The following is a 23,390-nucleotide window of genomic DNA, read 5'->3' as shown; positions in this document are numbered from 1 at the left end:
TCTGCACCAAATCAAAGCTTCCGGCCAAGCGGCGAACATGCCTAATCTGCGGGCATGATGGATGTTCTTGAACGGGGTGGACTGGATGCGTGACACCCTGCGCTTCCTGCTCGGCGACGAACGGGTCGAGATCTCCTCCTGCGATCCGACGCTGACGGTGCTCGACTGGTTGCGCCTCGACAAGCGCATGACCGGCAGCAAGGAAGGCTGCGCGGAAGGCGATTGCGGCGCCTGCACCGTCGTCGTCGGCCGGCTCGATCGCGGCCGGCTGCGCTATGAGGCGATCAATGCCTGCATCCGCTTCCTGCCGACGCTGGATGGCTGCCATCTGCTGACCGTCGAGCATCTCAAGGGCGAGGACGATGTGCTGCATCCGGTGCAGCAGGCACTGGTCGATTGCCATGGCTCTCAATGCGGCTTCTGCACGCCGGGTTTCGTGATGTCGCTGTTCGCGCTCTGGCTCAACGAGGACGCACCGACCGTCGCCCGGATCGAAGACGCGCTGGCGGGCAATCTCTGCCGCTGCACCGGCTACGAGCCGATCGTCGCGGCCGCGCAGCGCATGTACCGGCTCGGAGATCGCGATCATTTCGCGCCCCGCCGCGATGGGATCATGGCCCAATTGCGTGAGTTCGCAGATCAGGAAACGCTCGCGCTGTCGGGACCTGCCAGCCGCTTCCTCGCCCCGGCGACCGTCGAGGCGCTGGCCGATCTCGTCATCGCCCTTCCGCGGGCGACCCTGGTCGCGGGCGCGACGGATGTCGGGCTCTGGGTCACCAAGGGCATGCGCCGGCTCGATCCCGTCATCTATCTCGGCCGCATCGAGACGCTGCGAGCCATCGAGGACCGGGGGGACCATCTGCGGATCGGCGCGATGGCGACGCATGCGGAGGTCCGCCCCGCGCTCGCGGCCCTCTCGCCCCAGCTCGACGAGCTAATGCGCCGTTTCGGCGGCGAGCAGGTGCGCAATGCCGGCACGGTCGGAGGCAACATCGCCAATGGCTCGCCGATCGGGGATCTGCCGCCGGCCCTGATTGCGCTGGGGGCGGAGCTCGTGCTGCGTCGAGGCCTGAGCACGCGCACCCTTCCGCTCGAAAGCTTCTTCATCGACTACCGCAAGCAGGACCGGCGCGAAGGCGAGTTCGTCGAAGCCGTGATCGTGCCCAAGCTTCCTCCGGGCGCGCTGTTCCACGTCTCGAAGATCTCGAAGCGCTTCGACGAGGACATCTCCGCCGTCTGCGGCGCCTTCCTGCTGCGGATCGGCGACGATGGGCGGATTACTGAGGCACGCCTCGCCTATGGCGGCATGGCCGGCATCCCGAAGCGTGCGGCGGCGGCCGACGCGGCACTGACCGGCCGGGCATGGGATGAAACGGCGGTCGCCGAGGCCGTCGCCGCGCTGCCCCGCGACTTCACACCGCTCACCGACATGCGCGCCTCGGCGGGCTATCGTCTCACCGTCGCCGGCAATCTGCTGCGGCGGTTCCTGATCGAGACGACGCAGCCACGGGTCGAGACCCGTATTGCCGGCCTGCTGGCGGAGGCGAGCCATGGCTGACGCACGCAAACGACTTGAAATCGAGACGGTGACCGGGCCGGTCGGCGCGGCGCGCATCCATGATTCCGCCGCGCGGCATGTCGCGGGCGAGGCCGTCTATATCGACGACATCGCCGCGCCTGCCGGCTTGCTGCACGCCTATCTGGGCCTCAGCCGCATCGCACACGGCAAGCTGATCTCGCTCGATCTCGATGCAGTGCGGACGGCACCTGGTGTGCTATCCGTGCTGACGGCGGCCGATATTCCCGGCGTCAACGACATCTCCTCGACGCATCGGCATGACGAGCCGGTCTTCGCGACCGAGACGATCTTGCATCACGGCCAGCCGCTCTTCGCCGTGATCGCCGAGACGCGCGATGCGGCGCGACAGGCGGCCGCTCTGGCGAAAGCCGTCTATGACGAGGCGAAGCCGCTGCTCGACGTGGCCTCGGCCCGGGCGGCCGGTGGCGCGCTCGTCACCGACCCGCTGAAGCTCGAACGCGGCGATGTCGCAGTTGCGCTCGCCGCCAGCCCGCGCCGGCTGAAAGGTTCGATGGAGATCGGCGGGCAGGAGCACTTCTACCTCGAAAGCCAGATTGCCCTCGCCATCCCCGGCGAAGAGGAAGACGTCCAAGTGTTCTCCTCGACGCAGCACCCGAGCGAAGTCCAGCACATGGTGGCGCAGGTTCTCGGCGTCGGCTCGCATGCGGTCACCGTCGAGGTCCGGCGCATGGGCGGCGGCTTCGGCGGCAAGGAGACGCAGTCGAACCTCTTCGCCTGCGTCGCCGCGCTCGCCGCCCGCAAGCTGAAGCGGCCGGTGAAGCTCCGGCCCGACCGCGACGACGACATGGCCGTCACCGGCAAGCGCCACGACTTCGTCTGCGATTACGAGATCGGTTTCGACGAGGAGGGCCGTATCCATGCCGTCGATGCCGTCTACGCGGCGCGCTGCGGCTGGAACGCCGATCTGTCGGGGCCGGTAACCGACCGCGCGCTGTTCCACATGGACAATTGCTATTTCTACCCGGCGGTGCGCGCCCGTTCGGAGCCCTTGCGTACGCATACGGTCTCCAACACCGCCTTCCGGGGCTTCGGCGGGCCGCAAGGCATGGTCGGGGCCGAGCGCTTCATCGAGGAGGTCGCCTTCGCGACCGGGCTCGATCCGCTGGAGGTGCGCAAGCGCAATCTCTATGGCGGGCCGGGCTTTGACATCACGCCCTATCACCAGACCGTCGAGGACAACATCGCGGCCGAGGTGATCGCGCGACTGGAGCGCGCTTGCGACTATCGCGCTCGACAGGCGGCGATCCGAGAAGCGAACCGGCTGAGCCCCGTCATCAAGCGCGGCATCGCGCTGACGCCGGTCAAGTTCGGCATCTCGTTCACCGCGACCTGGTACAATCAGGCCGGCGCGCTGGTGCATGTCTACACCGACGGCACGGTCGCGCTGAACCATGGCGGGACCGAGATGGGCCAGGGGCTCTACGTCAAGGTCGCGCAGGTCGTCGCGCAAGCCTTCGGCATCGGCCTCGACCAGATCAAGATCACCGCGACCACCACGGGCAAGGTGCCCAACACCTCGGCGACGGCCGCCTCCTCCGGCTCCGATCTCAACGGCATGGCCGCCCTCGACGCCTGCGAGACGATCAAGGCGCGGCTCGTCGCCTTCGCGGCAGCGAAATGGAGCGTCGATCCGGCGGAGATCGCCTTCCTGCCGGGCCGCGTGCGGATCGGCGCGCAGGAGATCGGCTTTCCCGAACTGGTCGGTGCCGCCTATATGGGCCGGGTCCAGCTCTCGGCGACCGGCTTCTACGCGACACCGAAGATCCATTGGGACCGCAAGGCCGGGCGCGGCCATCCCTTCTACTACTTCGCCTATGGCGCGGCGGCGGCCGAGGTCGCGATCGATACGCTGACCGGCGAATACAAAATCGAGCGCGTCGACATCCTGCATGATTGCGGCCAGTCGCTGAACCCGGCGATAGACAGGGGGCAAATCGAGGGTGGCTTCGTCCAGGGCATGGGCTGGCTGACCACCGAAGAGCTGGTCTGGGACGAGAAGGGCGTGCTCAGGACGCATGCGCCCTCGACCTACAAGATCCCCGTCGCCTCCGACCGGCCGCGCATCTTCAATGTCGCGCTGCTGGAAGGTGCTCCCAACCGCGAGCCGACGATCCATCGCTCCAAGGCCGTCGGCGAGCCGCCGCTGATGCTGGCGATCTCGGTGCTGCATGCGCTGTCCGATGCGGTTGCGAGCGTCGGCGGGCACAGGATCTGCCCGCGGCTCGATGCGCCCGCGACACCGGAGCGCGTGCTGGCGGCCGTCGAACGAGTGCGGGTGGAGGTGGGGCGATGAGTTCCCGCGCCATAGACTTCGCCGTTATCCGCTCGGGGCGCGGGGAACCCCTCTCCTGTAAGGGGAGGGGTAGGGGTGAGGTGTCGGCCCCTCGTCCAGCGAAGCGCTCAGCCGACAGCGAGGAAGCGGTTAGGGCTCGGCCAAGGCGTCAAACGGCCGACCCCTCACCCTACCCTCTCCCTACGGGAGAGGGTTCCCCGCGTCTCACCGTGGTCGTCGCGGCAAAAGGAAGCGCGGTATGACCCTCTCCGCTTTCCTCGACCAGAACCTTTGCTATGGCGTCATCCTCGTCACCATCACCCGCGCCGCCGGCTCGACCCCGCGCGAGGCCGGGGCGGCGATGGGCGTGACGGCGACCGACATCGCCGGCACGATCGGCGGCGGGCAGCTCGAATTCCACTGCATCGACGTCGCCCGCGAGATGCTGGCAGTGCAGACACTGGAACGCGAACTCGACATCCCCCTCGGCCCCCAGATGGGCCAGTGCTGCGGCGGGCGGGTGACCTTGTCGCTGAAGCGCGCGACCATGGCTGACCTGTCGATGATCGCTGCGCACGAGCGAGCCGAGGCCGCCGCCCGGCCAGCCGTGCTGATCTTCGGCGCCGGCCATACCGGACGGGCGCTGGCTCACGCCCTGGCCGCCCTGCCCTTCGCGACGACGCTGATCGACGACCGTGACGGCGTGCTGGACGGGCTCCCCGCCAGCATCACCTGCGTGCGCATGGCGGACCCGGTTCGTGCCATCGAGATCACGGCGTCGGGCGGCGCCTTCGTGATCCTGAGCCACAGCCACGCGCTGGACTATCGCCTCGCGGAGGCTGCGCTGGCGCGCGGCGATGCGACTTACGTCGGCATGATCGGCTCGAAGACGAAGCGCGCGCGTTTCGAGGCCGGTTTCCTGCGCGATGGCGGCAAGCGAGAGGCATTGCGACATCTCACTTGTCCGATCGGCGGCAGCGATGTGGACGACAAGCGCCCGGAGGTGATCGCGGCCTTGACGGCGGCGGAGCTGGTGCGGAGTTTGCTTCGCAAGTCAAAGGCTTCGGGGGAAGCCGGGGTGGAGGAACGAGCCGGCCATGACGCAACCGCCTGACCAGACGGTTCGCCCGCGGCTTGCGCTTTCGCGCATCTCCAAGAGCTTTCCCGGCGTCAAGGCGAACGAGGACATCAGCCTCAGCGTCCGGCCCGGCGAGATTCATGCGTTGCTGGGGGAGAACGGCGCCGGCAAGTCGACCCTGGTGAAGATCATCTATGGCGTCCAGCAGGCCGACGAGGGCACCATCGCCTGGGACGGAGCACCGGTCGCGATAGCTTCGCCCAAAGCGGCGCGCCGCCTCGGCATCGGCATGGTCTTCCAGCATTTCTCGCTCTTCGACGCGATGACAGTGATCGAGAACATCGCGCTCGGGCTCGACGAGGCGTGCGACACCGAGGAACTCAAGGGCCGCGTCAAGTCGATCCTCGACAGCTACTCGCTGCCGCTCGATCCCGAGCGCGAGGTGCATACGCTGTCGGTCGGTGAGCGTCAGCGCATCGAGATCGTGCGCTGCTTGCTGCAGCGGCCCAAGCTCTTGATCATGGACGAGCCGACCTCGGTGCTGACTCCACAGGAGGTCGAGAAGCTCTTCGGCACGCTACGCCAGATCGCCGCCGAGGGCTGTGCGATCCTCTACATCTCGCACAAGCTGGATGAGATCAAAGCGCTCTGCGAGGCCGCGACGATCCTGCGGGCTGGCCGGGTCGTCGCGACCTGCGATCCGCGGGTCGAGAGCACCAAGCGCATGGCCGAGCTGATGATCGGCGCCGAACTGCGCCAGATCGAGCATGGCGAAAGCGGCGGAGCGGGTCCGGTGCGGCTCTCCGTTGCCGGCTTGACGCTCGCTGGCGAGCCGCCTTTCGGCACCGCCCTCGAAGCCATCACCTTCGAAGCCCGCGCTGGCGAAATCCTTGGAATCGCGGGCGTCGCCGGCAATGGCCAGTCGGAGCTGTTGACGGCGCTCTCGGGCGAGCGACCGTCAGCCAAGCCGGACGCGATCCTGCTCGACGGCAAGCCGATCGGAACGATGATGGCGGGTCCGCGCAGGGCTCTCGGTCTCGCCTGCGTCCCGGAGGAGCGTAACGGCCATGCCGCCGTGCCGGATTTCTCGCTCGCCGACAACGCCATCCTGACCGCTCGCCACCGGCTGCCGCTGACGCCGCTCGGCATCATCAGCATGGGGGATGTCAAACGCTTCGCCGACGGTGTGATCAAGCGCTTCGACGTCCGCACGACAGGCACGGCGGCGCTCGCCCGCTCGCTCTCGGGCGGCAATCTGCAGAAGTTCATCATGGGCCGCGAGATCGGGCAGACGCCCTCCGTGCTCGTCGTCTGCCAGCCGACCTGGGGGGTGGATGCGGGCGCCGCCGCCGCGATCCGGCAGGAACTGGTCGATCTCGCTGCGAAGGGCTCGGCCGTGGTGGTGATCTCGCAAGATCTCGACGAGCTGCTGGAGCTGGCCGACCGACTCTGCGTCATCAACGAGGGCCGGTTGTCGGCACCGCGTGACGTCGCGAGCCTCGGCATCGACGAGATCGGGCTGATGATGGGCGGGGTTCACGGTGAAGCTAGAGCTGGCGAAGCCGGAACTGGCGAGGCCGCCCATGCTTGAATGGCGCCGCCGCCGCGAGCCGAGCGCGCCGATGCTCTGGCTGAGCCCCCTGATCGCGATCGGGCTGACGATGCTGCTCGGCATGATCGTCTTCACGGCGATGGGCTACGACGGTTTCCACGCCGTCGAGAGCATTTTCCTGACGCCCTTCCTCGAACCCCAGCGCTGGCCGGATCTCGGCGTGAAGGCTGCGCCGCTCGTGATGATCGCGCTCGGCCTCGCCATCGGCTTCCGAGCCAATGTCTGGAACATCGGCGCCGAGGGGCAGTACATCATGGGCGCGATCGCGGGCACAGGCGTGGCGCTCGCGACCCATGACATGACCGGCTGGTGGATCCTGCCCGCCATGGCGCTGGCCGGCGTGCTCGGCGGCATGGCCTGGGCGGCGGTGCCGGCTTTCCTGCGCGTCCGGCTGCAGGTCAGCGAGATCCTGACCAGCCTGATGCTGACCTATGTCGCGGTGCAGGCGCTCTACTATCTCGTGCGCGGCCCGTGGAAGGACCCGGACGGCTTCAATTTCCCGCAGACCAAGATGTTCAGCGCCGACCAGACGCTGCCGGCGATGATTGAGGGCTCGCTGGTCCATCTCGGCATTCCCGCCGCCGTGCTGATCGCGCTCGTCGCCTGGCTCCTGATGGAGAAGACCACGGCCGGCTACGCGGTGAAGGTCGTGGGTCTGGCACCGGCGGCCGCACGCCATGGCGGTTTCAGCGCCGACAAGGTGACCTGGGCGACGCTTCTGGCGAGCGGCGGGCTGGCCGGCCTCGCCGGGCTGTTCGAGGCCGCCGGCCCCTTCGGCCAGCTCACCCCGCAATTCCCCGTCGGCTACGGCTTCACCGCGATCATCGTCGCGTTTCTCGGCCGGCTGAACCCGCTCGGCATCGTCTTCGGCGGCGTCGTGCTGGCGGCGACCTATGTCGGCGGCGAGATCGCGCAGACGACGGTTCGGCTGCCGCAGGCCGCGACCGGCATGTTCCAGGCGTTGCTGCTCTTCGTGCTGCTCGCGACGGATGTGCTGGTGAAGTACCGGATCACGTGGAAGGCGCGGGCGGTATGAGCAGCGTTTCCGGTTTTCCCGTTTCCCTCCCCCTCCCCGCCTCGTCATCCCGGACAAGCGGCGTAGCCGCGCCGCTCCGGAATCCATCGGAGGACTCCGGAGCTCTACGATGGATCCCGCAGCTCCGCTGCGCAGCGTCCGGGACGACGGAGAGGATGATGAGCGCGGGAGCGCCCCCTATGGAAGCGGCGCCATGACGACCGCCATCCTCGTCTCGATCTTTATGACCCTCGTCGCGGCCTCGACGCCGATCCTGCTGGCAGCTCTGGGCGAGCTCGTCACGGAGAAGGCTGGCGTGCTCAATCTCGGCGTCGAGGGCATGATGCTGTGTGGCGCGGTCGCAGGCTTCGCCGTCGCCTTCAGCACCGGCAGCACGGGGCTCGGCCTCGTCGCCGCCGTCGCTGCCGGAATCATCACCGCCATGGTCTTCGCTGTGCTGACGCTGTCGCTGACCGCCAACCAGGTCGCGACGGGTCTGGCGCTAACGATCTTCGGCGTCGGCGCCTCGTCGTTGATCGGGGCCGGCTTCGTCGGGCGCACGATCGCGCGGCTCGGGCCGGTGTTTCCGGCGGCGCTGTCGGAACACCCGATCCTGAGGGCGGTCTTCGGCCACGACATCGTCGTCTATCTCTCGCTGGTACTGGTGCTCGGCGTCAGCCTGTTCCTGCGCAAGACGCGAGCCGGGCTGATCCTGCGCGCCGTCGGCGAGAACGACGCCTCGGCCCATGCGATCGGCTATCCCGTCATCGCCATCCGCTATGCCGCCATCGCCTTCGGCGGGGCGCTGGCGGGGCTGGGTGGGGCCTATTTCTCGCTGGCGCTGACACCGATGTGGGCGGACAGGCTGACCGCCGGGCGCGGCTGGATCGCGCTGGCGCTCGTCGTCTTCGCCGCCTGGCGGCCGGGCCGTCTGCTGCTGGGGGCCTATCTGTTCGGCGCGGTGATGACGCTGGAGCTACAGGCCAAGGCAGCGGGCATCAGCTGGCTCGCGCCTGAACTATTGGCGATGGCGCCCTATCTTGCGACCGTCGCGGTTCTGACCATGATGTCACTAGGCCGAAGGACCGGCCGGCTCGATGCGCCGGCCTGCCTCGGCAAACCATTCTCGGCGTCCTGACGCCGCGACCATAACGGGGAGATTCAGACCATGACCTCGATCATCACGCGCCGCCGTTTCAATTTCGGCGCCGGCGCCAGCGCCGCGGCCCTGCCCCTGATCGGCAGCGGAGCGCGCGCCCAGGCCCCGCTCGGCGTCGGCTTCATCTATGTCGGCCCGGTCGGCGACCATGGCTGGACCTGGACCCATGACCAGGGCCGGCTGGCCCTCGAGAAGGAGTTCGGAGCCAAGATCAAGACGAGCTTCATCGAGAACGTTGCCGAAGGCCCGGATGCCGCGCGCGCCATCCGCCAGCTCGCCCAGGCCGGCAACCAGATCATCTTCACGACCTCGTTCGGCTTCATGAACCCGACGATCCAGGTCGCCAAGCAGTTCCCGAAGCTCAAGTTCGAGCACGCCACCGGCTATCAGCGCGCCGAGAACGTCGCGACCTATAACGCTCGTTTTTATGAAGGGCGTGCCGTGATCGGCACCATCGCCGGGCACATGTCAAAATCCGGCCAGGCCGGCTACATCGCCTCCTTCCCGATTCCGGAGGTGGTGATGGGCATCAACGCGTTCCATCTCGCCGCCAAGAAGGTGAACCCCAATTTCAAGACCAAGGTGATCTGGGCCTCGACCTGGTACGACCCGGCCAAGGAAGCCGACGCCGCCAAGGCGCTGATCGACCAGGGCGCCGACATGATCACCCAGCACACCGACTCCGCGGCGGCCCTGCAGGCTGCCGAGCAGCGCGGCGTCTTCGCCTTCGGCCAGGCTTCCGACATGAAGGCCTTCGCGCCCAAGGCGCATCTGACCGCGATCGTCGACGACTGGTCGGGCTACTACATCAAGCGCGTCAAGGAGGTGCTGGACGGCTCCTGGAAGAGCGGCGACGTCTGGGGCGGCATCAAGGACGGCATGGTCAAGATCGCGCCCTATAACGATGCCGTGACGCCAGCGGCCCGCACGGCGGCCGACGCGGTGCTCAAGGGCATCGTCGCGGGCACGCTCCACCCCTTCACCGGCGAGCTGAAGGACCAGAAGGGCGTCGTACGCCTGAAGGGCGGCGAGACCGCCTCCGACGAGATGCTGTCCAAGATGGACTGGTATGTCGACGGCGTGCAGGCTTGAGCTACGCGTGACGCTGACGACATCCTCCGCGTCATCCCGGACGTAGCGAAGCGAAGCTCCGGGATCCATCGTAGGGAACTGCGCTCTATCATGGATCCCGAAGCGGCGCTGCTCCGCAGCTTGTCCGCGATGACGGGAGCTTTGTCGAACGGTCAAAATCTCCGGCAAGAACCCTCTTGCAGATATTTTAAGCTTGAAACAATATGCCTTCATCGCGCGGCCAAGGAGGTCGAGGGGACCCCTGCTGCGCTGTCGCTTTCTCGCTCGTCCCGGGAGGACATCCGACATGACACTCAAGCTCACGCTTTCGCTCGGCGCCGGCCTCTTCGCCCTCGGCATCGCGACCGCCCAGGCGCAGGAGCCGATCAAGATCGGCGTCGTCAGCGTGCTGACCGGCCCGGCGGCCGCGCTCGGCCAGCAGGTCCGTGACGGCTTCCAGCTCGCGGTCGACCAGAACGGCGGCAAGCTCGGCGGCGTGCCGGTGCAGATCACCGTGATCGACGACGAGCTGAAGCCGGACGTCGCCGTCGCCAAGGTCAAGGGCTATGTCGAGGCCGCCAAGGCGGACTTCGTCGTCGGCCCGGTCTTCTCCAACATCCTTGGCGCGATCGCCAAGCCGGTGCTGGACTCCGGCGCCTTCCTGATCTCGCCCAATGCCGGCCCCTCGACCATGGCCGGCAAGGCCTGCAACCAGAACTTCTTCGTCACCTCCTATCAGAACGACCAGGTCCATGAGGTGCTGGGCAAATACGCGCAGGACCAGGGCTACAAGCGCGCCTACATCATCGCGCCGAACTATCAGGCCGGTAAGGACTCGCTCGCGGGCTTCAAGCGCTATTTCAAGGGCGAGGTCGTCGACGAGGTCTATGCTCCGCTGACCTCGATGGACTTCGCCTCCGACCTCGCCAAGATCGCCTCGACCAAGCCCGACGTGGTCTTCGCCTTCCTGCCAGGCGGCCTCGGCGTGAACTTCGTCAAGCAGTGGTCGCAGGCCGGGCTGCAGGGCAAGATCCCGTTCCTCTCCGCCTTCACGGTCGATGAATCGACCCTGCCGGCGCAGCAGGATGCGGCGGTCGGCCTGTTCGGTGGCATGACTTGGGCCCCGAACATGGACAACCCGCAGACCAAGAAGTTCGTCGCGGACTATGAGGCGGCCTACAAGATCGTGCCGGGCTCCTATGCACAGCAGGCTTATGACGCCGCCATGCTGATCGACTCGGCCGTCAAGGCCGCGGGCGGTACGGCTGACAAGGACAAGCTGCGGGCCGCGCTCAAGAAGGCGGACTTCACCTCGCTGCGCGGCAAGTTCAAGTTCAACACCAACGGCTACCCGATCCAGGACTTCTACCTGGTCAAGGCGGCCAAGCGGCCGGACGGCAAGTTCCAGACCGAGATCGTCCAGAAGGTGTTCTCGGACTATGCCGATCCGCACGCCAAGGATTGCGCGCTGAAGTGATGCTCGCGGACCTCCGCGCAAACTCCCCTCTCCCGTAGGGAGAGGGGCTGGGGGTAAGGGGCCGGCCGTTTGATGCCGATGCTCCAACCTCACCGCTGGCAGCGGTTGGCTAGTCGGCAAACGTCCAAGGGCCGACCCCTCACCCTGCCCTCTCCCTCGGGAAGAGGGTTCCCCGCGCCCTTTCGGCATAGTCGCGGCTTAACTCAAATGACCACCGGCCTCCTCATCGTCCAGATCCTGAACGGCCTCCAGCTCGGCGTCCTGCTGTTCCTGGTGGCCGCCGGACTGACGCTCGTCTTCGGGGTGATGGACTTCATCAACCTGGCGCATGGCGTGCAGTACATGCTCGGCGCCTATCTCGCCGTCACCTTCGTCGGCCTTACGGGCAGCTTCGTACTCGGGCTCGTGCTGGCGCTGGGGGCGGCGCTGGTGATCGGGCTCGCGCTCGAATTCCTCGTCTTCAGGCATCTCTACGAGCGCGACCATCTCGACCAGGTGCTGGCGACCTTCGGACTCATCCTGCTCCTCAATCAGGGGGTGAAGATGGTCTGGGGCGCGGCACCGCTCTCCGTGCCGGTCCCGGCCTTCCTCGCCGGCAACGTCGCGCTGATGGAGGGCATCCTCTACCCGACCTATCGCTTCGCGCTGATCGGCGCCGGGCTGGCCGTCGGCGCCCTGCTCTGGTTTATCGTCGAGAAGACGCGCACCGGCATGCTGCTGCGGGCGGGCGCCTCGAACGCGCCGATGGTCTCGGCGCTCGGCGTCGACATCAACAAGCTCTTCATGATCGTCTTCGCCTTCGGGACGATGCTGGCGGCCTTTGCCGGCGCGATGGCGGCGCCGATCCTCTCGGTCGAACCCGGCATGGGCGACAACATCCTGATCCTCGCCTTCGTCGTCATCGTCGTCGGCGGCATCGGCTCGATCCGCGGCGCCTTCGTCGGCGCACTGATCGTCGGCCTCGTCGATACGCTCGGCCGCTCCTTCATGAACGACCTGCTGCGCCTGTTCATGAGCGCCCCGTCGGCTCGGGCGGCCGGCGCCGCGCTGTCCTCGATGCTGATCTATCTGGTGATGGCGGTCGTGCTGTTCGTACGGCCCGAGGGCCTGCTGCCCGCCAAGGGGCGCGCATGAGCGTCGCCAGCCCATCGGCCCCGATGCCAGCGGCTGCCGCCGGTCCCGCGACGCGGCGGCCGGTCGTAGCGATCGTGCTGTTCGCCCTGCTGGCGTTGCTGCCCGTCGCCGTCTCGCTCGGCCTGCCCTCGCACTGGCTGACGCTGGTGACGCGGGCGATGATCTTCGCCATCGCCGCGCTCTCGCTCGACCTGATCCTTGGCGTCGGCGGGCTGGTCTCCTTCGGCCATGCCGCCTTCGTCGGGATCGGCGCCTATGCCACCGGCATCATGATCACCGAGGGCCAGACGGAGGCACTGCTGATCCTGCCGGTCGTGCTCGGCCTGTGCGCACTCTTCGGCGCGGTGACTGGCTTCGTCTCGCTGCGCACGCGCGGCGTCACCTTCATCATGATCACGCTCGCCTTCGGCCAGATGGTCTATTTCCTCGCGCAGGCGCTCTCCGCCTATGGCGGCGATGACGGGCTGACGCTGTATGAGCGCAGCACGGTGCTCGGCTTCGACCCGTTCAAGAACCGCATCGGCTTCTTCTATGTCGTGCTGGGCGTGCTCGTGGCCTGCTACGCCTTGATCAGCGTCATCGTCGCCTCGCGCTTCGGGCGCGTGCTGCGCGCCGCCCGCGAGAACGCGACCCGCGTCGCCGTCACCGGCTTCCATGTCGGGCGCATCCGCCTTGTCGCCTATGTGATCAGCGGCATGATCGCGGGCCTGTCGGGCTTCCTTCTCGCCAACCAGACCGAGTTCGTCAGCCCGGCCTACATGTCCTGGCCGCGCTCGGGCGAGCTGATCTTCATGGTCGTGCTCGGCGGCGTCGGCTCGCTCCATGGCGCAATCATCGGCGCGCTCGCCTTCCTGTTTGCGGAAGACGTGCTCTCGGGCCTCACCGAGCACTGGAAGGTGATCTTCGGCCCGATGATCGTGCTCTTCGTGCTGTTCACGCGCGGCGGGCTGGTCGGGCTGATGCGCAAGCTCGGGGCGAGCCGCCATGACTGAGCCCGTCATGACTGAGCCCGTGCTGGTCCTGACCGGACTGCAGAAGGCCTTCGGAGCGCTGAAGGTGACCGACGGCGTCAACCTGTCCGTGGCGCCGGGGGAGCTTCACGCGCTGATCGGCCCCAATGGCGCAGGCAAGACCACGCTGGTGCACCAGATTTCCGGCATGCTGCGGCCGGACACCGGCAGCATCCGCTTCAGGGGACAGGACATCATCGCGCTGCCGCCGGAGAAGCGCGCTCGCGCCGGCCTCGCTCGGACCTTCCAGATCACCTCGACGATCCCTTCCCTGTCCGTGCTGGAGAACGTCGCGCTCGGCGTGCAGGCGCGCGCGAACCATCCGCTCGCGCTGTTCCGCAACGCGGCGCGCGACGAGAGCCTGAACGGCCCCGCCTGGGCCGCGGTCGAAGCCGTCGGCTTGGCCGAGCGCGCGCATGTGCTGGCGGGGCGTCTCTCGCATGGCGAGAAGCGCGCGCTCGAGATCGCGATGGCACTGACGCTCGAGCCGGCCGCCATCCTGCTCGACGAGCCCCTGGCCGGCGTCGGTCGCGAGGAAGGCGAGCGGCTGATCGCGCTGCTGCGCAGCCTTAAGGGCCGCTACGCCATGCTGCTGGTCGAGCACGACATGGAGGCCGTCTTCGCGCTCGCCGACACGGTGAGCGTCCTCGTCTATGGCCGCGTCATCGCCTCGGGCGATCCGGCGACCGTGCGGGCGGACCCTGCCGTGCGCGAAGCCTATCTCGGCGAGGAGGGCTGACGATGCTCGTCGTCGAAGGGCTCGATGCCGGCTATGGCGAGGCGCAGATCCTGTTCGGGGTCGATCTTGCGATCGGCGAGGGCGAGGTGGTGACGCTCCTCGGCCGCAACGGCATGGGCAAGACCACGACGATCCGCGCCATCATGGGGCTGATTCCGCCCAAAGCCGGCCGGGTCAGTGTCGGGGGCAAGGATCTGACGGGTGCACCGGCCTTCCGGATCGCGCAGGCTGGCATCGGGCTCGTGCCCGAAGGGCGCATGATCTTCCCGACGCTCTCCGTCGAGGAGAACCTGATCGCGACCGCCGCCAGCCGTTTCGGCAAGGCACGCTGGGACATCGGCCGCATCTACGCCTTCTTCCCGCGCCTGAAGGAACGCCGCACCAATCGCGGCAACCAGCTTTCGGGCGGCGAGCAGCAGATGCTGGCGATCGGCCGCGCGCTGATGACCAACCCCCGGCTGATCATCCTGGACGAGGCGACCGAGGGGCTGGCGCCGATCATCCGGCAGGAGATCTGGTCCTGCCTCTCTGCCCTCAAGGCCGAGGGCGAGTCGATCCTGGTGATCGACAAGAACGTCGATGCGTTGGCGAGGATCGCCGACCGTCATATCGTGCTGGAAAAGGGCCGCGTCGTCTGGCGGGGCTCGAGCGACGACCTGCGCAGCGACCACGCGGTCAAGGACCGCTTCCTGCACTTCTAATCTGCAATGGGGAAACGCGATGAAGCCGCTGACAGCCGGAGTGACCCGGGCCAATGAAGGTCTGGACCAGATCAGTTGGAACATCCTCGGCCAGACCTATGTGCCGAAGTCGCTGAGCGAAGATTCCTTCTCCTGGCACGCCACCTTCCCGCCCGGCACCTTCGTGCCGCCGCATATCCACACGACGCAGGACGAGTTCATCTACATGCTCGAGGGCCGGCTCGACCTTGTCCTCGACGGCCAGGAGAGCTTCGCTACCGCCGGCGACCTGATCCGCCTGCCGCGCAACGTCCCGCACGGGCTGTTCAACAAGAGCGAAACGACGGTGAAGTGCCTGTTCTGGGTCTCACCGACCGCCCGCCTCTACGACCTGTTCTGGGGCATCCATTCGATGGCGGAGCAGAACCCGGCGGATGTCGTGGCCCTGTCGGCTAAGCACGAGGTCGACTTCCTGCCGCCTCCGCCCGAGGGCGCCTGACCGCCGCAGGTTAAGGTTAAACCGACGCGGAAGCTGCACCGGAGCCGCGTTTCCGGCATTTTCTCTGGAAAGGGCTGCGAACCGGGCAATCCGGACGCCGCCCGCCAGGGAGCGGACCATGATCGCCAATCGTCGCGATGCCCAGCGCAGCCGGGGCTTCCAGGGCGCGAGCGTGGTGTTCAACGGCCGTCAATCGGTCCTGGCCTGCACGATCCGCAACTGGTCGGATACCGGCGCGATGGTCCGCATGAGCGACTGGATCGCCCTGCCCGAGACTTTCGAACTCGACATCGCCAACGAGGAAGGGGGTGTGCGCGTGCGCCAGTGCTGGCGGCGTGGCGACGATGTCGGCGTCGTCTTCCTGACGCAGGCCGACGAGGTCCCCTGCGAGGTCATCTCGCTGGCGCAGATGCGGGCACGCCGCTCGTAAGGCTTGCCGCGGCCGGTCGCTGAGCTTTCGCCACTGCAGAACGATCGCGGGTCGATGACGCGGGCGTTGCCCCGGTTAAGGTTAACCAAGGGTTCAAGCTGTTTTCCGCGCAGTTTTCGGCCACAGTCGCGCTCAGGTTGTAACGCGCCTAAGCGCATTGATATGACGGGCCTGCAGAACCATGACGACCGAGCGCCGCAAGACCCCTCGCCAGCGCGGTTTCCTGGGCGCTCGCGTGACCTTCAACCACCAGAATTCGACGCTGGACTGTCTGGTTCGCAACCTATCGGAGAATGGCGCTCTGCTTCAGCTCTCCGACACCGTTGCATTGCCGAGCAGCTTCGATCTCGAAATCGCCAAGCAGCAGCGATCCTACAGCGCCCAGATCCGCTGGCGCGCGGGCGAGCGCATCGGCGTCACCTTCGCGGTGGAGCCAGGGGCGGCCGAGGTTGTGCCGCTCGATCTGGCGCGCCGCCTCAAGCATTGCGAACAGACCAACGCCCGGCTCAAGGCGCGGATTTCGCAGTTGACCGAGGCCGGCTGATCAGCTTCGCCTCGCGAGCTGCTCCTGCGAAAAGCCCGCCTTGCCGGCATAGGACTTCACAATCGCCTCGCGCCTGGCATAGCTCAGCACGCGCTCGACATCGTCGAAGCCGTTGGGCGCGAGTTGTTCGACCGCATCGATGACGCGCTCAGGCCCGCCGGTCCGGTTCAGCGCGACGATCTCCGCCGTCGCCGGAAGACGCTGCGCCTCATAGGCGCTAAGCGCGTGGCGCGGATGCTCGGAGCGCAGCAGCAGATCGGCGAGGCAACGCGCATCGAGGATCGCCTGGGAGGCGCCGTTCGAGCCGACCGGATACATCGGATGGGCGGCGTCGCCGAGCAACGTCACGCGGCCATGGGTCCAGCGCGGCAGCGGATCGCGATCGCACATCGGATAGTCCCAGAAGCCGGGGCTGGCCTGGATCAGCGCGAGAATGTCGACGCCCGGAACGGTGAAGCGCTTGGCGAAGGGCAGCACGTCCTCGAGACGGCCAGGCTTCGACCAGGCTTCCTTCGGCGGCGGCTTGGCCGGATCGCCGGTGCGGATGTTGACGACCCAGTTGGTCAGCCGCGTCTGCGGCGTCGCGCCCTTCGCGATCGGATAGAGCACGAGCTTCCCCTTCATGCCGCCGGCGATGATCATGCTCTCGCCATCGAGGAAGGCCGGCCAGTCGCAGGCGCCGCGCCACATCTGCACGCCGTTCCAGCGCGGCGGCCCCTGATCGGGGAAATAATGCGAGCGCACCATGGAATGGATGCCGTCGGCGGCCACCAGGATGTCGGCACGAGCGGTTTCGCCGGCTTCGCCGCGGCGGGAATCGGCGAAATGGGCGGTGACGCCGCCCTCGTCCTGCACGAAGCCCTGCAGCCTTCGGCCGGTGCGCAACGCACCCTCGCCCAGCCGGGCGACGACTGCATCCCGGATCACGCCTTGCAGGCGCCCGCGATGGATCGAGAACTGCGGCGTCGGCGATCCCGCGTGCAGGCCGCGCGGCTCGCGCCAGACGGTCTGGCCGAAGCGGTTCATGTAGATGAGTTCGCGCGTCCTGATCGCGACCGCATCCAGCGCCGGCAGCAATCCGAGATCGGCCAGTTCGCGAATGGCGTGGGGCAGCGTGTTGATGCCGACGCCGACCTCGCGAATCTCGCCGGACTGCTCGTAGACGGTGGCGGCGATCCCGCGCGCATGCAGCATGAGCGCGAGCGTCAGCCCCCCGATCCCGCCTCCGACGATGATGACCTTCATGCCGATCCCCCAGCGCAGACTTATTATTTCAAGCTTGAAATAATCGGATTGGCTTTGTCAATCGTGCCACGAAATGGCACCAAACGGTTGCATCTTAGCTCTTGCACGCGGGAACGAACGCGATTTCTGTGCGTATCTTCCACCGCGGCCATCGCCTTTTGACGGCGACCGTGGCAACTGCCGCAGTCGCGCCATGCGATCTGCGGCAATGGTGCTTCGTGAGACGAGACTGCCACGAACAGCCGACCCTACGCGTGACGACCCACAACACTCTCCTAAGGAGGATCCGATGACCAAGAACGAACTGATCGCCGCCATCGCCGACGAGACCGGCAAGTCGAAGACGGACGTCTCCGCCGTCCTGGCCTCGCTGGGCACCATCGTCGCCAAGACCCTGAAGTCCGGCGACGACATCACGCTCGGCGGCGTCGGCAAGCTCTCGGCCGCCAAGCGCGAGGCCCGCGAGGCCCGCAACCCCTCGACCGGCGCCACGATCAAGGTTCCGGCCAAGACCGTGGTCAAGTTCAAGGTGACCAAGGATCTGGCCGACGCCGTGGCTTAAAGCCAGCGATCCGGAACAAGCAGCCCCTCGCACGATGCGGGGGTGCTGCTTGACCGGGACCGCATTGCCCGCACAGTAGTGCGATGTTCCTGCGCCTTTTCACCGATCTGCGCGCCGCCAAGGTCCCCGTCACGCTGCGGGAGTATCTCGCGCTGCTCGAAGGCGTCGATGCCGATCTGGCCGAGCACCGGGTCGATGAATTCTACTATCTCGCCCGCACCTGCCTGGTGAAGGACGAGCGCCATCTCGACCGTTTCGACCAGGTCTTCGCCCAAGTCTTCAAGGGCATGGAGACGCTCGGACAGGCCGTCGAGGAGGCCGCCATTCCCGAAGAATGGCTGCGCCGTCTCGCCGAGAAATTCCTGACAGACGAGGAAAAAGCCCAGATCGAGGCGCTCGGCTGGGACAAGCTGTTCGAGACGCTGAAACAGCGCCTCGACGAGCAGAAGGGTCGCCATCAGGGCGGCAACAAGTGGATCGGCACCGCCGGCACCTCCCCCTACGGCGCCTATGGCTATAACCCCGAGGGCGTGCGGATCGGCCAGGACGGCAACCGCAACTTCCGGGCGGTCAAGGTCTGGGACAAGCGCGAGTTCAAGGATTTCGACGACAGCCGCGAACTCGGCGTGCGCAATCTCCGCATCGCCTTGCGCCGCCTGCGCAAATTCGCGCGCACCGGGCTGGCCGAGGAACTCGACCTCGACTCAACGATCAGCGAGACGGCCAAGCACGGCTATCTCGACGTGCAGCTGCGGCCGGAACGGCACAATGCGGTCAAGGTGCTGCTCTTCCTCGATGTCGGCGGCTCGATGGACTGGCATGTCGAGCTGGCCGAGGAGCTGTTTTCGGCGGCGCGGGCCGAGTTCAAGCATTTTGAGCACTTCTACTTCCACAATTGCCCCTATGAGCGGGTCTGGCGCGAGAACCGGCGCAGGCACGACCAGATGATCCCGACCTGGGACGTGCTGCGGACCTATCCGGCCGACTACCGCGTCGTCTTCGTCGGCGACGCCTCGATGAGCCCATACGAGATCGCGATGCCGGGCGGCTCGGTCGAACACTGGAACGAGGAGGCCGGCGAGGTCTGGATGGAGAGGCTGACTGGCAAATTCTCGAAATCGGTTTGGCTGAACCCCGTGCAGCAGCATCTGTGGAGCTACACCCAGTCGATCCGCCAGATCGGCTCCCTGATGGGCGGTCGGATGTTTCCGCTGACGCTCGACGGACTGGACGGCGCTATGAAGGTGCTGGCACGGTAGCCTGAAATTGGAAGGAACGGGCTAGCTAGCGGATCGGCGTGCCTTGGTGAAAGCGCATCCGCCAACGTCCCCCAACCCGCATCCAGATCGAACTCCGCAACGCGTGTTGTTCTTCCAGGTCGGCGGCTGATTGCCGTGTGGAGCGATAAGTCAGAAGAGCGACCCCTTCGCCAAGCAAGCTCATCTCGAAATTGAACGCTTTCCTGACGTGGGCAGGCCCTTCATCAGCAAGCGCGGCGATCGTCTGGTCGCGATCATAGATGCCGCCGGATCGTGCGAATTCCACGAAATCGTCGGCAAGCAGTTCAGCGACGGCCTCGGGTGACGCGCGCTGATCTGTGGATAGGAGCTTTTCCTCCTGCGTTCTGAGCAAGGTCAACAAAGCCACGCCTTCCGCGCTGGCATCATTCGCTTCGCTCATCGCCGCCTCGTCTTGGCCACTACAACTGAACAAGCAATCGCGGCTTTGATAGCCAGAGACAAGTGTAAGGCAAGCCGCTAAGGCTCCCCGCATGCAGCCCCATCACCCCGACGACACCCCTCCCCCGTCCTGGCGCCAGCGCCCGAGGCCTGTCGGCTTCGAAATCACCTACCGAATTGACGGCGATACGCTCGAGATCGACACCACCCGCAAGATCAGCCACGTCCGGCTGGCGGCTGTCGAGCAGGTCCGCTTCGTCTATGCTCCGAGCAATGTCAGTTCGAAGGGCTTCAAGACGCAGTTGAGGCTGAGCGACGGGAAGAGCGTCAGTTTCGGCAACCTGTCCTGGCGCTCGCTGACCGACATGGACCGCAACGACGCCGGCTACCACGCCTTCGTCTCGGCGCTGGCGGCCGCGATCGCGCGGGCCAATCCGCGTGCCCGCTTCGTTGCCGGCAAGCCCTTTGCGTTCTGGCTGGCGCTGGCCGCGGTCAGCACCCTGTCGATGCTGATGCTCTTCTTCTTCACCGGGCGCGCCTTCCTGCAAGGCACGCACGCGACCGGGCTGCTCGGGCTGCTGCTCACGGCGGCATCGTTCTGGCAGGTCCGGCCGATGGTCATGCTCAACCGTCCGCGCGAGCTTGCCAGTGGCGAGGTGCCCGACGATCTCGTGCCGGGGCGCCCCGCCGCCTGACTTCGTCTACCGGACGACGAGCACCGAACATTTGGCGCGCCGCACGATCGCCGAGGCGTTCGAGCCGATGACATAGGCGAGCATGCCGGGCTCATGCGAACCGATGACGATCAAGTCGGCGCCGCTGGCATCGGCCTCGGCCAGCACCTCGCCATGCACCGAACCGATCAGGACCTTCGCCGAGACCTGCGATTCCGGCAGGTCGATCTTGGCGGCGATGGCGGCGAGCTTGGCTTCCGCATCCTCCTGCTGCTCGGCGTCGAAATCGGCCGGCACGAATTCCATGTAGGTGATCGGCACGAGCGAGCGGACATAGACCAGCCTTACGGTGCCGCCGGAAATCTTGGCGAAGGAGACGGCAGCGGCAATCGCGGGTTCGGCCAGTTCGGCCTCGGCGAGATCGACGGGAACCAGAATCGACTTGTACATCGTGCTCTCCCTCGTAGCGTGGCAGCGTTACCTTATGATGTGTCGTCCCTGGCGCGATGATCCAGCGCAAACGGCGTGTCGGCGCGCGCCTCATTATAGCTCAGATTGCTGTTTGCGCCGCGCCCGCCGCTATACCGGCGCGTTCCTCTGCTCTAAGAGGGGCGGCGCACGAATATCCCTCGTGCGTCGAAGCGCCCGGCCGGGTCGCATATTCCGCTAGGTCTCCCGATGACGGACACCGCCTCCAGCCCGCGCGGTTTCACCGCGCTCCTGCGCTCGCCGACCACCTTCCTGATGGCCTTGGCCTTCATCAACTGGCTCGGCTATGCGAGCTGGAGCGCGCTGCTCAACAATTTCGCCAAGGAAGCGGCCGGCTTTACCGGGGCCGATATCGGCATCCTGCAATCGGTGCGCGAGATCCCCGGCTTCCTCGCCTTCACCGCGATCGTCCTATTCTGGATCATGCGGGAGCAGCTCCTGGCTTATCTCAGCCTCGTCACGCTCGGCGTCGGCGTCGCCATCACCGGCTTCTATCCGACGCTCGGCGGCCTGCTGCTGACGACCACGATCATGTCGCTCGGCTTCCACTATTATGAGACCGCCCAGCAATCGCTGCAGCTCCAGCTCCTGCCCAAGGCGGAGGCTCCGCGCCTGCTCGGCCGGATCGCGGGAGCCTCGGCCACGGCGCAACTGCTCGCCTTCGGTGCGATCGCGGTGATCTGGCGGGTCTTCCAGCCCGGCTATGTGGCACTCTTCCTGGCGTCCGGCATTCTGGTGGTCGCGCTCTCGCTGCTGGCCTGGCTGGCGTTCCCGCGCTTCCAGGGCGCGGTGCCGCAGAACAAGGGCTTCGTGCTGCGCAAGCGCTACTGGCTCTATTACGCGCTGACCTTCATGTCGGGCGCGCGCCGGCAGATCTTCATGGCCTTCGGCGGCTTCCTCCTGGTCGAGCGCTTCGGCTACGACGTCTCCGCGACGGCCATGCTGCTACTCGCGACCTATGGCATCAACACCTTCATGGGGCCGATGCTGGGGCATCTCGTCGGCCGGATCGGCGAACGCGCCACCATCCAGATCGAGAATGTCTCGCTGATCGTCGTCTTCGTCGGCTACGCGCTGGCGAGCCACGGCCATTTCGCCGGCTGGGGCGTCTATGTCGCAGGCGCCCTCTTCGTGGTCGATGGCGTATTCTTCACGCTGACCCTGGCGCAGCGGACCTATTTCCAGAAGATCGCCGACCCCGCCGACATCGCGCCGACCTCGGCCGTCGCCTTCACGATCAACCACATCGCGGCGGTCGCCCTGCCCGTCACCTTCGGCCTGATCTGGCTGAAGGACCCGGCGATCGTCTTCTATATCGGCTCGGCGGTGGCGAGCGTATCGCTGGTGCTGGCCTTCCTCGTGCCGCGCCATCCGGTGCCGGGCCACGAGACGGTGATGGCGCCGCCGGTCGCGGCTGCAGCCGAATAGCGGATCGTCAGCCCTGGCGCGCCGGCGTGCGGACCACGAGCCCGTCGAGTTCGGCGCGCAGCTTGATCTGGCAGGAGAGCCGCGAGGTGGGCTTCACGTCGAAGGCGAAGTCGAGCATGTCCTCCTCCATCGGCTCCGGCGTGCCCGTCTTCTCCGCCCAGGCGTCGTCGACATAGACATGGCAGGTGGCGCAGGCGCAGGCGCCGCCGCATTCCGCCTCGATGCCCGGAACGCCGTTGCGGATGGCGACCTCCATCACCGTCGCTCCGGCTTCGCCCTCGACGGTCCGGCTTTCGCCCCGGGCGTCGATGAAGGTGATCTGCGGCATCATGAACTCCAGGGGCGCGCAAAGGTCGGCGACGGCGTTTCGCCTTAGATCATTTCCAACCGCTCGGGAAAGGGCTTTTGGCCGCAGTCGCCAGCGTCCGGATCAAACCGGCGCTACGCTCAGGCGGCGTAGTCTTGCCGGGAGATGACGGCACGCGCCTCGGCGGCGGCCAGCGCGAGCGTGTCCATGGCGGCCTCAGTGCCGCGGGGATTCGGCTCGGCGAGCTGGCGCTCGATGGCGTCGGCAGCGTCGGCGACCTGCCAGGCGCCCACGGCCCGCGCTGCGCCCTTGAGCGTGTGGGCGGCGTCCATCCGGGCCCTGGCGTCCTCGGCCTGATGGATCGTGCGAAGATGCCGCACGCATTGCTGGGCGAAGAGAGCGAGTATCTCGCGTTCAAGTTCAAGGTCGCCGCCGGTCTGGCGGGCGAGATGGTCGAGATCGATGGCGGTCTGGGGCATTGTCGGCTCGGTATTGAAGGATCTGCCGGCACCGCAGAGATGGCGCGGCCAGCCTCTACCAAGCGCCTTCATGGTGAATGAGGCGTTAACGACGTTTGTGAATCGGCGCCTTAAACGGGTTCCCAAGGCTTAGAGCGTCCACTACCCTTCCAATTGGTAAACGATGGGCGCAGTGTTTCTCCCCTTGCAAGGACCAGAGGCGGTCCG

Annotated in this window: 24 protein-coding genes; 19 read left to right on the top strand and 5 right to left on the bottom strand. The window is 66.8% G+C overall.

Translation table 11 applies throughout. The features are described 5' to 3' along the window. Positions 1-85: 85 nt before the first annotated feature. The 15 genes from xdhA (at position 86) to AC1RMY_RS13445 (ending at position 16,320) form a co-directional block, all read left to right on the top strand. Complete coding sequence (gene xdhA / locus AC1RMY_RS13515; RefSeq protein WP_492865196.1) at positions 86-1,558, top strand: xanthine dehydrogenase small subunit; 1,473 nt, start codon at positions 86-88, stop codon at positions 1,556-1,558. After that, positions 1,551-3,893: a xanthine dehydrogenase molybdopterin binding subunit gene (xdhB, locus tag AC1RMY_RS13510; RefSeq protein WP_492865194.1), complete on the top strand. Its 2,343-nt coding sequence runs from the start codon at positions 1,551-1,553 to the stop codon at positions 3,891-3,893. The genes xdhA and xdhB overlap by 8 nt, the downstream gene beginning before the upstream one ends. Positions 3,894-4,131: 238 nt before the next feature. Beyond that, positions 4,132-4,986, top strand: a complete 855-nt coding sequence (gene xdhC / locus AC1RMY_RS13505; RefSeq protein ID WP_492865192.1) for a xanthine dehydrogenase accessory protein XdhC — start codon at positions 4,132-4,134, stop codon at positions 4,984-4,986. After that, complete coding sequence (locus AC1RMY_RS13500; RefSeq protein WP_492865191.1) at positions 4,970-6,541, top strand: ABC transporter ATP-binding protein; 1,572 nt, start codon at positions 4,970-4,972, stop codon at positions 6,539-6,541. Before xdhC ends, AC1RMY_RS13500 begins: the two co-directional genes overlap by 17 nt. After that, complete coding sequence (locus AC1RMY_RS13495; RefSeq protein ID WP_492865189.1) at positions 6,534-7,598, top strand: ABC transporter permease; 1,065 nt, start codon at positions 6,534-6,536, stop codon at positions 7,596-7,598. Before AC1RMY_RS13500 ends, AC1RMY_RS13495 begins: the two co-directional genes overlap by 8 nt. Before the next feature lie 193 nt (positions 7,599-7,791). Beyond that, entirely contained in the window at positions 7,792-8,715 is a 924-nt protein-coding gene (locus tag AC1RMY_RS13490) for an ABC transporter permease (protein ID WP_492865187.1), read from the top strand. A 30-nt stretch (positions 8,716-8,745) separates the two neighbouring features. Then, positions 8,746-9,828, top strand: a complete 1,083-nt coding sequence (locus tag AC1RMY_RS13485; protein WP_492865185.1) for a BMP family ABC transporter substrate-binding protein — start codon at positions 8,746-8,748, stop codon at positions 9,826-9,828. Positions 9,829-10,114: 286 nt separating this feature from the next. Next, the gene (locus AC1RMY_RS13480) at positions 10,115-11,284 is read left to right on the top strand and encodes an ABC transporter substrate-binding protein (protein WP_492865183.1); all 1,170 of its coding nucleotides are present in this window, start codon (positions 10,115-10,117) and stop codon (positions 11,282-11,284) included. A gap of 207 nt (positions 11,285-11,491) precedes the next feature. Further along, positions 11,492-12,418, top strand: a complete 927-nt coding sequence (locus AC1RMY_RS13475) for a branched-chain amino acid ABC transporter permease (protein ID WP_492865181.1) — start codon at positions 11,492-11,494, stop codon at positions 12,416-12,418. Then, positions 12,415-13,410, top strand: a complete 996-nt coding sequence (locus AC1RMY_RS13470; RefSeq protein ID WP_492865179.1) for a branched-chain amino acid ABC transporter permease — start codon at positions 12,415-12,417, stop codon at positions 13,408-13,410. The genes AC1RMY_RS13475 and AC1RMY_RS13470 overlap by 4 nt, the downstream gene beginning before the upstream one ends. Positions 13,411-13,417: 7 nt before the next feature. Then, positions 13,418-14,167 (top strand): ABC transporter ATP-binding protein, encoded by a 750-nt coding sequence (locus AC1RMY_RS13465; protein WP_492865320.1) that lies wholly within the window; start codon positions 13,418-13,420, stop codon positions 14,165-14,167. Positions 14,168-14,169: 2 nt separating this feature from the next. Next, on the top strand, positions 14,170-14,868 hold the full coding sequence (locus AC1RMY_RS13460) for an ABC transporter ATP-binding protein (RefSeq protein WP_492865177.1): 699 nt from the start codon (positions 14,170-14,172) through the stop codon (positions 14,866-14,868). A gap of 19 nt (positions 14,869-14,887) precedes the next feature. Continuing rightward, entirely contained in the window at positions 14,888-15,346 is a 459-nt protein-coding gene (locus tag AC1RMY_RS13455; RefSeq protein WP_492865176.1) for a cupin domain-containing protein, read from the top strand. A gap of 118 nt (positions 15,347-15,464) precedes the next feature. Beyond that, positions 15,465-15,776: a PilZ domain-containing protein gene (locus AC1RMY_RS13450; RefSeq protein ID WP_492865174.1), complete on the top strand. Its 312-nt coding sequence runs from the start codon at positions 15,465-15,467 to the stop codon at positions 15,774-15,776. A gap of 181 nt (positions 15,777-15,957) precedes the next feature. Continuing rightward, positions 15,958-16,320, top strand: coding sequence for a PilZ domain-containing protein (locus tag AC1RMY_RS13445; protein WP_492865172.1), 363 nt, complete (start codon positions 15,958-15,960; stop codon positions 16,318-16,320). On the opposite strand, the gene AC1RMY_RS13440 is transcribed toward AC1RMY_RS13445, so the two are convergent. Then, positions 16,321-17,565, bottom strand: coding sequence for a flavin-dependent oxidoreductase (locus AC1RMY_RS13440; RefSeq protein ID WP_492865170.1), 1,245 nt, complete (start codon positions 17,563-17,565; stop codon positions 16,321-16,323). Positions 17,566-17,854: 289 nt separating this feature from the next. On the opposite strand from AC1RMY_RS13440, the gene AC1RMY_RS13435 reads away from it, so the two are divergent. Then, positions 17,855-18,127 carry an HU family DNA-binding protein gene (locus AC1RMY_RS13435; RefSeq protein ID WP_492865169.1) on the top strand — a complete coding sequence of 91 codons (273 nt, stop codon included), beginning with the start codon at positions 17,855-17,857 and terminating at the stop codon, positions 18,125-18,127. Between the two features lie 83 nt (positions 18,128-18,210). Then, on the top strand, positions 18,211-19,386 hold the full coding sequence (locus tag AC1RMY_RS13430; protein WP_492865167.1) for a vWA domain-containing protein: 1,176 nt from the start codon (positions 18,211-18,213) through the stop codon (positions 19,384-19,386). A 25-nt stretch (positions 19,387-19,411) separates the two neighbouring features. Here the strand turns inward: AC1RMY_RS13430 and AC1RMY_RS13425 are convergent, their stop codons facing one another. Continuing rightward, entirely contained in the window at positions 19,412-19,807 is a 396-nt protein-coding gene (locus tag AC1RMY_RS13425; protein ID WP_492865165.1) for a nuclear transport factor 2 family protein, read from the bottom strand. 91 nt (positions 19,808-19,898) lie between these two features. On the opposite strand from AC1RMY_RS13425, the gene AC1RMY_RS13420 reads away from it, so the two are divergent. Further along, positions 19,899-20,501 carry a hypothetical protein gene (locus AC1RMY_RS13420; RefSeq protein WP_492865163.1) on the top strand — a complete coding sequence of 201 codons (603 nt, stop codon included), beginning with the start codon at positions 19,899-19,901 and terminating at the stop codon, positions 20,499-20,501. A 6-nt stretch (positions 20,502-20,507) separates the two neighbouring features. On the opposite strand, the gene AC1RMY_RS13415 is transcribed toward AC1RMY_RS13420, so the two are convergent. Next, positions 20,508-20,930 (bottom strand): universal stress protein, encoded by a 423-nt coding sequence (locus AC1RMY_RS13415; protein WP_492865161.1) that lies wholly within the window; start codon positions 20,928-20,930, stop codon positions 20,508-20,510. Between the two features lie 228 nt (positions 20,931-21,158). Here AC1RMY_RS13415 and AC1RMY_RS13410 point away from each other — a divergent pair, with 228 nt between their 5' ends. Further along, a complete protein-coding gene (locus AC1RMY_RS13410; RefSeq protein ID WP_492865159.1) occupies positions 21,159-22,397 on the top strand; it encodes an MFS transporter in 1,239 nt (412 codons plus the stop codon). Between the two features lie 7 nt (positions 22,398-22,404). On the opposite strand, the gene AC1RMY_RS13405 is transcribed toward AC1RMY_RS13410, so the two are convergent. Continuing rightward, the gene (locus AC1RMY_RS13405; protein WP_492865157.1) at positions 22,405-22,725 is read right to left on the bottom strand and encodes a 2Fe-2S iron-sulfur cluster-binding protein; all 321 of its coding nucleotides are present in this window, start codon (positions 22,723-22,725) and stop codon (positions 22,405-22,407) included. 119 nt (positions 22,726-22,844) lie between these two features. Continuing rightward, complete coding sequence (locus tag AC1RMY_RS13400) at positions 22,845-23,183, bottom strand: Hpt domain-containing protein (RefSeq protein ID WP_492865155.1); 339 nt, start codon at positions 23,181-23,183, stop codon at positions 22,845-22,847. Between the last annotated feature and the right edge of the window lie 207 nt (positions 23,184-23,390).

This window comes from Allobosea sp. GW822-FHT03F07 (assembly GCF_058801345.1).
Note: the sequence above shows the minus strand (reverse complement) of the source record. Positions and strands in the feature narration are given on the sequence as shown.

Coding starts and splice junctions, on each gene's coding strand:
- AC1RMY_RS13405 (WP_492865157.1), bottom strand. CDS start 22,725: ATGCCGCAGATCACCTTCATCGACGCCCGGGGCGAAAGCCGGACCGTC.
- AC1RMY_RS13445 (WP_492865172.1), top strand. CDS start 15,958: ATGACGACCGAGCGCCGCAAGACCCCTCGCCAGCGCGGTTTCCTGGGC.
- AC1RMY_RS13430 (WP_492865167.1), top strand. CDS start 18,211: ATGTTCCTGCGCCTTTTCACCGATCTGCGCGCCGCCAAGGTCCCCGTC.
- AC1RMY_RS13460 (WP_492865177.1), top strand. CDS start 14,170: ATGCTCGTCGTCGAAGGGCTCGATGCCGGCTATGGCGAGGCGCAGATC.
- AC1RMY_RS13425 (WP_492865165.1), bottom strand. CDS start 19,807: ATGAGCGAAGCGAATGATGCCAGCGCGGAAGGCGTGGCTTTGTTGACC.
- AC1RMY_RS13490 (WP_492865187.1), top strand. CDS start 7,792: ATGACGACCGCCATCCTCGTCTCGATCTTTATGACCCTCGTCGCGGCC.
- AC1RMY_RS13470 (WP_492865179.1), top strand. CDS start 12,415: ATGAGCGTCGCCAGCCCATCGGCCCCGATGCCAGCGGCTGCCGCCGGT.
- xdhB (WP_492865194.1), top strand. CDS start 1,551: ATGGCTGACGCACGCAAACGACTTGAAATCGAGACGGTGACCGGGCCG.
- AC1RMY_RS13475 (WP_492865181.1), top strand. CDS start 11,492: ATGACCACCGGCCTCCTCATCGTCCAGATCCTGAACGGCCTCCAGCTC.
- AC1RMY_RS13435 (WP_492865169.1), top strand. CDS start 17,855: ATGACCAAGAACGAACTGATCGCCGCCATCGCCGACGAGACCGGCAAG.
- AC1RMY_RS13455 (WP_492865176.1), top strand. CDS start 14,888: ATGAAGCCGCTGACAGCCGGAGTGACCCGGGCCAATGAAGGTCTGGAC.
- AC1RMY_RS13450 (WP_492865174.1), top strand. CDS start 15,465: ATGATCGCCAATCGTCGCGATGCCCAGCGCAGCCGGGGCTTCCAGGGC.
- AC1RMY_RS13480 (WP_492865183.1), top strand. CDS start 10,115: ATGACACTCAAGCTCACGCTTTCGCTCGGCGCCGGCCTCTTCGCCCTC.
- AC1RMY_RS13440 (WP_492865170.1), bottom strand. CDS start 17,565: ATGAAGGTCATCATCGTCGGAGGCGGGATCGGGGGGCTGACGCTCGCG.
- AC1RMY_RS13410 (WP_492865159.1), top strand. CDS start 21,159: ATGACGGACACCGCCTCCAGCCCGCGCGGTTTCACCGCGCTCCTGCGC.
- AC1RMY_RS13485 (WP_492865185.1), top strand. CDS start 8,746: ATGACCTCGATCATCACGCGCCGCCGTTTCAATTTCGGCGCCGGCGCC.
- AC1RMY_RS13420 (WP_492865163.1), top strand. CDS start 19,899: ATGCAGCCCCATCACCCCGACGACACCCCTCCCCCGTCCTGGCGCCAG.
- AC1RMY_RS13495 (WP_492865189.1), top strand. CDS start 6,534: ATGCTTGAATGGCGCCGCCGCCGCGAGCCGAGCGCGCCGATGCTCTGG.
- AC1RMY_RS13465 (WP_492865320.1), top strand. CDS start 13,418: ATGACTGAGCCCGTGCTGGTCCTGACCGGACTGCAGAAGGCCTTCGGA.
- AC1RMY_RS13400 (WP_492865155.1), bottom strand. CDS start 23,183: ATGCCCCAGACCGCCATCGATCTCGACCATCTCGCCCGCCAGACCGGC.
- xdhA (WP_492865196.1), top strand. CDS start 86: ATGCGTGACACCCTGCGCTTCCTGCTCGGCGACGAACGGGTCGAGATC.
- AC1RMY_RS13500 (WP_492865191.1), top strand. CDS start 4,970: ATGACGCAACCGCCTGACCAGACGGTTCGCCCGCGGCTTGCGCTTTCG.
- xdhC (WP_492865192.1), top strand. CDS start 4,132: ATGACCCTCTCCGCTTTCCTCGACCAGAACCTTTGCTATGGCGTCATC.
- AC1RMY_RS13415 (WP_492865161.1), bottom strand. CDS start 20,930: ATGTACAAGTCGATTCTGGTTCCCGTCGATCTCGCCGAGGCCGAACTG.